1 protein-coding gene is annotated in these 1,652 nt (G+C 71.9%); it reads right to left on the bottom strand.

Annotated elements, in window-relative coordinates; all coding sequences use genetic code 11:
• The coding region (locus tag ACN6LM_RS37985; protein WP_445069980.1) for a condensation domain-containing protein at nt 1-1,652 on the bottom strand (1,652 nt) is incomplete at both ends.

The raw sequence follows: 1,652 nt of genomic DNA, 5'->3' as shown, positions 1-1,652 counted from the left end.
GCGCTCCAGGAGCTGCCGGAAGGTGGGGTTGCCGTCGGTGTGGGTGCGCAGGACGAGGGTGTTGACGAAGAACCCGACGAGGTCGCGGAGTGCTTCGTCCGTGCGGCCGGCGACCGGTGAGCCGATGGCCAGGTCGGTGCCGGCGCCCAGCCGGGTGAGCGCTGCGGCGAGCGCGGCGTGGACGACCATGAAGGGCGTGCATCCCTCGGTCCGGGCCAGCTCTCCGATGCGCCCGAACAGATCGTCTGCGAAGGCGGATTCGACCTGTCCGCCCCGGTGCGAGGCGCGTGCGGGGCGCGGGCGGTCCAGGTTCAGGCCGTGCTCCTCGGGCAGCCCTTCCAGCGTCTTGTGCCAGAACGCCAGCTCCTGCGAGAGCACGCTGTCCGCGTCGTCGGCGGCCCCCAGCACCCGCTGCTGCCACACCGCGTAGTCCGCGTACCGCACCGGCAGCGGTTCCAGAACAGTCGCGGTCGCACCCGCGCTCCGCGCCTCGTAGGCCCGGGACAGGTCATCGAACAGCACACCGGTGGACCGGCCGTCCGTCGCGATGTGGTGGATCAGGAGCAGGAACACCCAGGAGTCGTCGTCGACCTCGAACAGGGTGGCCCGGACGGGGAGTTCGGTACGGAGATCGAAGACATGGCGCGCGGCCCCGGCCATGACGCGGTCCAGCTCGCCGGAGGTCACCGCGAGGCGTTCGACGGGCACACGGGCGTGTGCGGCCGGTACGACGTGCTGGCGCGGTTCGCCGTCGACCGTCGCGAACACGGTCCGCAGCGGGGCGTGGCGTACGACCACGTCGTGCAGCGCCGCGTCGAGCAGTCCGGCGTCCAGCGGACCGGCCAGCCGTACCGCCATCGGCACGTTGTACGCGGCGCTGCCGCCGTCCAGTTCGGCCATCAACCACAGCCGGCGCTGGGCGAAGGACACGGGCGCGTCACCGTCACCGGACCAGGCCCCGGCGGTGAGCGGCGGGAGCGCGGGCCGGCCGTCGAGGGTGGCGATGTGCTGGGCGAGGCGTGCGGGCGTGGGGTGTTGGAACACGTCCCGGATGGTCAGCCGGATGCCCAGCACATCGGCGAGGTGGTTGGTGAGGCGGGCCGCCAGCAGCGAGTGCCCGCCATGGGCGAAGAAGCTGTCCTCGACACCCACCGGCCCCGGAGTGCCCAGTACCTTGCCGAACAGGGCGACCGTGACCTCTTCGAGCTGGCTCCGCGGGGCGCGGCCCTGGGAGGTGACGGCGGCCGGTTCGGGGAGGGCGCGTCGGTCGATCTTGCCGTTGGGGGTGAGGGGGAGGCGGTCGAGGACGGTGAGGTGGGTGGGGACCATGTGCTCGGGCAGGCGGGCGGTGAGGTGGCGGCGGATGTCCTCCGTCGTGGTTCCGGTGTCGGTGACGACGTAGGCGGCGAGCTGGTCGCGGTGGGTGGTGACGGTGGCTTGGGTGAGGTGGGGGTGGGTGAGGAGTGCGGCTTCGATCTCGGCGGGTTCGATGCGGAAGCCCCGGATCTTGACCTGGTTGTCGGCGCGGCCTTCGTAGTGGAGGTGTCCTTCGTGGTCGAAGTGGGCGAGGTCGCCGGTGCGGTAGAGGCGGGTGCCGGGTTGGCCGTAGGGGTTGGGGGTGAAGGTGGTTGCGGTGAGGTCGGGGCGGTTGA

It is taken from the genome of Streptomyces sp. SAS_281 (assembly GCF_052542855.1).
This window is presented reverse-complemented; position numbering and strand designations above follow the sequence as displayed.